The organism is Rhizobium tumorigenes (genome assembly GCF_003240565.2).
In the GTDB taxonomy this organism is placed as follows: Bacteria; Pseudomonadota; Alphaproteobacteria; order Rhizobiales; family Rhizobiaceae; genus Rhizobium; species Rhizobium tumorigenes.
The window spans coordinates 3,265,001-3,272,500 of the sequence record NZ_CP117255.1 but is presented as its reverse complement, the minus strand read 5'-3'; the positions used below and the strand labels follow the sequence as shown (position 1 = coordinate 3,272,500).

Here is a 7,500-nt window from a genome sequence, read left to right as displayed (position 1 = left end):
GACGACAGCGTGCGCGGTAACATCGCCATGGCAAGCCTGCCCGAGATGAGCCCCAACTTCGTCATGCGTGTCCGCGAGGAGCAGTCAGCAAGCAGCCGGATGATCGCCCATTTCGGAATCAAGGCAGCGCGCGACACAATGCCCGTCTCGGGCCTTTCGGGCGGCAACCAGCAAAAGGTCGTGCTCGGCAAGTGGTTTTTGCGCGACCCGAAAATCCTGCTGCTCGACGAGCCGACACGCGGCGTCGACGTCGGCGCCAAGCGCGAGATCTATCGGATTATCTGCGATTTTGCAGCGGCAGGTGGCACGGTGATCATGATTTCATCGGAAATCGACGAGGTGCTGGGCATGTCGGACCGAATACTGGTCATGCGCGATGGCCGGTCTGCAGGCATCTACCGGCGCGACGAGGCCAGCGCCGAAACCCTGGTTCATCTTTCGACGTAGCGCATCCCTGAAAAAACAAGAAGTCGTTCGTCCGGAACGTCATGAGGTCAGAAACGTGTCTCTCACAGATCATAAAACGATGACCGGCTGGTTCAATGCAGACCGTCGCAGATTGCTGCTGCAGGAGTACGGGATCTTCCTTGCCTTCCTGCTGCTGTCACTCATCCTCTCCGTGTCGAACGAATACTTCCTGACGTCCGGGAATATCTCGAACATCCTGCTGCAGACCTCGATCAACGGCGTGCTGGCGATCGGCATGACCTTCGTGATCCTGACGCGCGGCATCGACCTGTCCGTGGGCTCGGTCGTGGCCCTGACCGGCATCGTCAGCGCCAGCCTGGCGACGACATCGGCGACGGCCGGCGTATTCGGTGCACCCTACCCGGCCTATGTGGCCCTCGCGGCCGGGATCCTTGTAGGTCTTGCCTGCGGTACCATCGTCGGCATTATCGTCTCGCGCTTTTCGGTGCCCGCCTTCGTCGCAACCCTCGGCATGCTGTCTGCGGCTCGTGGCATGACCCTCATCTATGGCGGTGGGAAGCCGGTTCCGGGCCTGACTCCGGAGTTTCGCTGGATCGGCACCGGCAATATCATCGGCATTCCAATGCCGGTCGTCATCCTGGCGGTGGTCTTCCTGGTGTCCTGGTGGGTGTTGAACCGGACGCGGTTCGGCCGCTACATCTATGCCGTCGGTGGCAACCCGCATGCGGCAAAGACCTCCGGCATCAACGTCACCCGCATCCGCTTCGTCGTCTATACCATTTCGGGCGCCCTTTCGGGTCTCGCCGGCATGATGCTCTCGGCGCGAACCGGCTCGGCCCTGCCCCAGGCGGGCGTTGCCTATGAACTCGACGCCATCGCTGCCGTCGTCATCGGCGGAACCAGCCTTTCCGGCGGAGTCGGGCGCGTCACCGGCACGCTGATCGGCGCGCTGATCATCGGCGTGATGAACAACGGTCTCGATCTGCTCGGCATCCAGTCCTACTACCAACAGGTCCTCAAGGGCGCCCTCATCGTTGGCGCCGTGATGCTCGACCAGAAACGAAATCACGGTCAGTGACCGCAGTAATTCGGGCGGCAACCGCTGCCCGCAACAAAACGGCATGCCAGATGGCAGCCGGGATTCTCTATGGAGGAGAAAGAGATGAAGAGACTGTTGATTGGACTTATCGCCAGCGTCGCCATTCTTGCGGCGCCGGCCATGGCGCAGGACAAGAAACTCAAAATCGGGGCGACGACCTACGGCCTCAACGCCGAATTCATGCAGCTCTGGTCGGCAGCGCTGAAACAGCATCCCGCCGTCAAGAGCGGCGACGTCGAACTGACCGTCTTTGACGGCCGCTACGACGCGCTCGTCCAGCAGGAACAGTTCAACACGATGATCACGCAGAAGTTCGATGCGATCATCTTCGTGCCGATGGATGTCGAAGCCGGTGCTGCTGCCGTGCAGGCGGCACATGATGCCGGTATCCCGGTGGTCGGCTCGAACGCCCGCGTCAATTCGGACCTGTTGACATCCTATGTCGGCTCGAACGACGTGCTGGCCGGCGAGATGGAAGCCAAGGCCGTGCTCGACAAGATGGGCTGCAAGGGCAATCTCGTCATTCTTGAGGGACCGATCGGCCAATCCGGCCAGATCCAGCGCCTCGAAGGCAACCAGAAGGCGCTGAAAGCCTGCCCCGATGTCAAGGTCTTGGAAACGCAGACGGCCAACTGGTCGCGTGCCGAAGCCCAGACGCTGATGGAGAACTGGCTGACCTCCCACCCTGGCCAGATCCAGGGCATCATCGGCCAGAACGACGAAATGGCATTGGGCGCCATTGAGGCGATCAAGGCAGCCAAGCTGAAGGTCTCCGACTTCGCCATTGCCGGCGTCGACGGGGTGACGGATGCAATCAACGCCGTCAAGGCAGGCCAGATGGCATCTATCCTGCAGGACGGCAGCGCCCAGGCACAGGGTGCACTCGACGTTGCCATCAAGGCGGCCCGGCCGGACTACAAGCCGGTTTCAACCGTCTGGACACAGTATCCCGACATGAAGTGGGCTGACGGCAAAGAGAAGGATTACCTCGTTCCGTGGACCAAGGTTACTCCGGAAAATGCCGACAAGCTGCTGGAATCGCGCAAGTAGGAAATGGGTTAAAGGGGCGGCCACGCCGCCCCGATCCCGCTAGACGAGAGTGGAGCACAATGACCGATACCGCGTTGCAAATAGATCTCAACTTCCCGCTGACCGGCAAGATTGCGCTGGTAACGGGCGGTGCCTCCGGCATCGGTGCGGCAATTGCCGACGCATTTTCTTCCAAGGGCGCTACAGTTGCAGTGCTCGACATCAATGCCGATGTCGCGGCTGAAAAAGCCAGATCGCTCTCCCATGGCGCAAGACCGTTTGTCTGCGACGTATCGAGCCCGCAATCTGTCGAACAGGCCGTTGCCGACGTACTGGCTGCCTTTGGCGGCATCGACATCGCGGTCAACAGCGCCGGCGTCGTCTATCTCGCGCCGGCCGAGGCCCTGTCGCTCGACCACTGGGACAGAACCATCAACATCAATCTGAAGGGCAGCTTTCTCGTGACCCAAGCGGTCGGGCGGGCGATGATCGCCGCCGGCAAGGGCGGCAAGATCGTCAACATGGCCTCCCAGGCGGGAACGGTTGCGATCGAGGAGCATGTGGCCTATTGCGCTTCGAAATTCGGCGTCATCGGCATGTCGAAGACCTTTGCCGCAGAATGGGGCAAGCATGGAATTTGCGTCAACACGATTTCCCCAACCGTGGTGCTGACGGAACTCGGCAAGAAGGCCTGGGCGGGAGAGAAGGGCGAAGCTGCCAAGAAAAGAATACCGAACGGGCGCTTTGCCTATCCGGAAGAAGTGGCGGCCGCAGCAGTATTCCTGGTTTCGAACGGCGCAGACATGATCAACGGTGCCGATCTTCTGATCGATGGCGGCTACACCATTCTCTAAGCGACAGCCTGGAATTTCAAGGAGACATTATGCAGAGATTTATCAATGATCCGGACCAGGTCGTCGAAGATACCGTCAGGGGCTTCGTCAAGGCCCATTCTGACATCCTTCGTGTCGGGCAGAACCCGCGCGTCATCGTCGCCAAGGGTGCCCCTGTTGCCGGCAAGGTCGGTGTCGTCACCGGTGGCGGCTCCGGCCATGAGCCGGGGTTCATGGGCTATACCGGCCGGAACATGCTGGATGCGGTAGCCGTTGGCGAGCTTTTTTCCTCACCGACCGCAAAGAGCTTTCAGGATGCCTTCCGCGAGGCCAATGGCGGCGCCGGCGTTGTGTGCCTCTATGGCAATTATGCCGGCGACAACATGAATGTGAAAATGGCGATCCGGCTCGCGGCCAAGGAGGGTATCGAGGTCGCAACCGTGGTTGCCAATGACGACGTGTGCTCCGCGCCACCGCATGAGCGGGAGAAACGGCGTGGCGTGGCCGGCGAGATCTTCATGTGGAAGATCGGCAGCGCAAGAGCGTCGCAGGGCGGAAGCCTCGAGGAGGTTCGCATCGCGGCCCAGAAGGCAATCGACAACTGCCGCTCTATCGGCGTCGGCCTTGGTCCGTGCACGCTGCCGGCAGTCGGCCATCCGAACTTCCAGATCGAGCCTGGAACCATGGAAGTAGGCATCGGCCACCATGGCGAACCCGGGGTTCGCGTCGAGCCCCTGAAAACCGCACAGGAGATTGCGCGCGATATGTGCAAGATCGTGCTGGACGACCATAATCTGCCGACGGGGACGGAGCTTGCCGTTCTGGTATCGGGGCTGGGAGCCACGCCGCTGAACGAGTTGTATATTCTCAACGACACGATCGAGACTGAAATTACCGCACGGGGCCTGGTCATTCACAAGACGTATGTCGGCAACTACTTCACGTCGCTGGAGATGGTCGGCGCGACGCTGACCGTCATGGCGCTCGACGCCGAAACCAAGGCGCTGCTCGCAGTCGACGTCGACTGCACCATGAAGCTTTGAGGAAGACCCACATGCAGACGTTCAAGAACACCTCCGCCGCGCCGATCGTGCTGTCTATTGCCGATCGCGTCGTCGAAAACCGGGCCTATCTGAGCGAGATCGACGGGAAAATCGGCGATGGCGACCACGGCGTCAACATGGCGAAGGGTTTCGGCATGGCGGCGGAACGGTTGAAGGTACAGGATGCAACCCTCGGCCAATCCTTCGAGATACTCGGCTCCGTGCTGATGAACGAAATTGGCGGCTCAATGGGACCGCTCTACGGCGTGATGTTTTCCGAATTCGCCGAGCAACTCGAAGGTTGCGAAGACATCGATCCCAAAACATTCAGCGCGATGCTGCATGCCGGGCTTGACGGCATACAGTCCATCGGCTCCGCCAAGGTGGGCGACAAGACGCTGCTCGATGCACTTGTACCCGCCATCGAGGCTTTCGACGACGCCATTGCATCGGATGAGCCCTTCGAAACTGCGCTTCAGAAACTGGTGCAGGCGGCCGAGGCCGGTCGCGACTCGACGATCGATCTCGTTGCAAAAATTGGCCGGTCGAGCCGGCTGGGGGATCGTTCTCTCGGCGTCCTCGATGCTGGCGCCACATCCTGCGCTATTATCCTGAAGCAGCTCAGCCTATCTGCGCAGGAACGCCTGCGCTGATCCTGACGCGGTAGAAAGTCGCTTTGGCCGGCCGGGCTGTCGTGACTTTCGCTAGAGGTCCCTTGCAAAAGCGCTTGCCGTGCTTTCATCGTTGCAGTCGAAAACACGGGAGACGGCGCGTTTAGATGACGATCAAATTATCCCAGCCGCGAAAGTCCGCCCCCGGCAAGGCCAGCGCGTCCGAAGCCCTCGAGGGGATGCCGCTGCGTTACGGCGACGATCCCTATGTCTGGGCGTGCTGGCTCTATTACGAAGACGGCATGACGCAGGGCGACATCGCCGATGCCATGGGCATCTCGCGAGCAACGGTCAACAATTACCTGGCCGAAGCGCGCGAGCGAGGCATCGTCAGCATTTCCATCGAGCCCGGCCGCTTGTCGTCGCTGACCGTTGCCCGGGAGATAAAGCACCACTTCGGCTTGGCGGACTGTCTTGTCGTGCCGAGCGACGACAATGCCAGGCCCCTGATCGAGCGGCTGGGAATGGCAGGGGCGCAGGCCCTGCAACGCCTCCTGCAATCAGGCGATACGCTCGCGGTTTCCTGGGGCCGCACGGTACTTGCCGTCGGAGAGCGGGCATCGGCGACCGGCCTGCAGGATGTCACCGTCGTCCAGGCGACGGGCGGAACGCGGGCCAGCTTTGCCTACACGCCCGAACTCTGCGCGGCCTCGATTGCCGACGCGGTCGGCGCCAGACTGATCAACATTTCCGCACCGGCAATCGTCACCAGCCTTGAAATGCGCGACCTGTTGTTGCGCGAGCCGTTGATCGAGAACCAGTTCCAGACCCTTGCGCGCGCCAACAAGGCCCTCTTCGGCATTTCGTCGCTGCGCCCCAACTCGACCATCCATACCAGTGGTTTTTTCGAGTCTGTTTCCCTGCAGGACTATCTGGCCAGAAATGCCGTCGGTGTAGTAGCCGGTCGCTTCATAGACGGGCATGGGCGACCTATCACCGGCCCGCTCGACGAGCGCACCATCGGTATTTCACTGGACATGCTGAAGGCGATCGACTTGCGCGTTGCCATAGCCGGTGGCTTCGACAAGGTGCCGGCCATTCTCGCCGCACTTCGTGGCGGCTATGTCAACGTGCTGATCACCGATGCGGCAACTGCACGCGGCATTCTCAATGCCGACGGGGTCGCCGATGTCGATCGCAGGATCTCGAATCGGGCAAAGACAGATATCGGCGAACCGGTGCCGCAGGCCAACCAGCGCCTCTATACCAAGAAGTTTCTCAACAATCCGGACCACGTCGTCGAGGAGATGCTTTCCGGCATGGTCAAGGCCCATGCGAGCCACCTTCGACCGATCGACAGATCCCATCGCGTCCTCATTGCGCGGGACGGTCCCAGGCCGGGGAAAGTCGGTCTTGTGATCGGCGGCGGTGCCGGGCATGAGCCTGGTTTTTACGGCTATGTCGGCAAAGGCCTGGCCGACGCTGTGGCCATCGGCAATATTTTCTCGTCGCCGCCGCCTGGTCCTATTCTGCAAGGTGCGGAGGCAGCGTCGGGCGGTGAAGGTGTCCTTTTCGTCTACGGAAATTACGCGGGCGACGTGATGAATTTCGAAATGGCCGCAGAAATGGCCGAGGCGAAAGGAATCTCGGTCAGAACGGTGCTGACGACCGACGATATCGCCTCGTCGCCAGTCGAGGACCGCGATGGGCGACGGGGGGTTGCAGGGAATTTTTTCGTTTTCAAGGCAGCGGGGGCGGCTTGCGACATCGGTTTCCCGCTCGAGAAATGCGAGGCACTGACACGCAGGGCCAATGCCCGCACCTACACTGTCGGCGTCGCTCTCGAGCCCTGCTCCATGCCGCAGACGCGGCGATACAATTTCGCCATCGGGCCAGACGACATCGAGTTCGGCATGGGGATCCATGGCGAGCCCGGCGTCGCCCGCGAGAAGATGATGCCCGCCGACGCGATCGTCGACAAGGTTATCGATCGTATTTTTTCAGAGATGAAACCGGTGGCGGGCGATCGCGTTGCCGTGCTGGTGAATTCGTTCGGCGCAACACCGCTGATGGAATTGTATATTCTTTTCAGGCGAGTGGAGCAGCGACTGGCGGCGAAGGGGATCGCCATCGACGCGAACTGGGTCGGCCACTATTTCACATCGCTAGACATGGTCGGCGCATCCATATCGATACTGCATCTGGACGAAGATCTGACCGCACTTTTGAAACATCCCTGCGACGGTGTCGTTCTGAAAATGACGTGAAACGGCAATCGGGGAGGAGATGGCCCGATCGATGGAGGATAGCGATGACTGAGAGCGCGGCACGAAGCCTCGGGCGGATGTTTCATGATATTTCTGCAGCAATCGATCGGCAAAAGGATCGGCTGACGTCGCTCGACGGCGCGATCGGCGACGCCGACCACGGCATCACCATGTCGCTCGGCTTCCATG

8 protein-coding genes (2 of these 8 only partly in view) are annotated in these 7,500 nt (G+C 60.9%); all 8 read left to right on the top strand.

Annotated elements, in window-relative coordinates; translation table 11 throughout:
- Positions 1-447 carry the 3' portion of a sugar ABC transporter ATP-binding protein gene (locus PR017_RS15945; protein ID WP_111219344.1) on the top strand. It extends 1,032 nt beyond the left edge of the window, so 447 of the gene's 1,479 nt are visible here — the last part of the coding sequence; its start codon lies off the left edge, out of view; the stop codon is at positions 445-447.
- A 79-nt stretch (positions 448-526) separates the two neighbouring features.
- Entirely contained in the window at positions 527-1,507 is a 981-nt protein-coding gene (locus PR017_RS15940) for an ABC transporter permease (RefSeq protein WP_206423157.1), read from the top strand.
- Positions 1,508-1,591: 84 nt separating this feature from the next.
- Complete coding sequence (locus tag PR017_RS15935) at positions 1,592-2,578, top strand: substrate-binding domain-containing protein (protein WP_111219348.1); 987 nt, start codon at positions 1,592-1,594, stop codon at positions 2,576-2,578.
- 59 nt (positions 2,579-2,637) lie between these two features.
- On the top strand, positions 2,638-3,411 hold the full coding sequence (locus PR017_RS15930; RefSeq protein WP_111219350.1) for an SDR family oxidoreductase: 774 nt from the start codon (positions 2,638-2,640) through the stop codon (positions 3,409-3,411).
- Positions 3,412-3,440: 29 nt separating this feature from the next.
- Positions 3,441-4,433, top strand: a complete 993-nt coding sequence (locus PR017_RS15925) for a dihydroxyacetone kinase subunit DhaK (RefSeq protein WP_111219352.1) — start codon at positions 3,441-3,443, stop codon at positions 4,431-4,433.
- A gap of 11 nt (positions 4,434-4,444) precedes the next feature.
- Positions 4,445-5,086, top strand: a complete 642-nt coding sequence (dhaL, locus tag PR017_RS15920) for a dihydroxyacetone kinase subunit DhaL (RefSeq protein WP_111219354.1) — start codon at positions 4,445-4,447, stop codon at positions 5,084-5,086.
- A 125-nt stretch (positions 5,087-5,211) separates the two neighbouring features.
- Positions 5,212-7,311, top strand: a complete 2,100-nt coding sequence (locus PR017_RS15915) for a bifunctional sugar-binding transcriptional regulator/dihydroxyacetone kinase subunit DhaK (protein ID WP_111219356.1) — start codon at positions 5,212-5,214, stop codon at positions 7,309-7,311.
- Between the two features lie 44 nt (positions 7,312-7,355).
- On the top strand, positions 7,356-7,500 hold the start of the coding sequence (dhaL, locus tag PR017_RS15910; RefSeq protein ID WP_111219358.1) for a dihydroxyacetone kinase subunit DhaL. 560 nt of this gene lie beyond the right edge of the window; the window shows 145 of its 705 coding nt (coding positions 1-145); its start codon is at positions 7,356-7,358; the stop codon falls past the right edge of the window.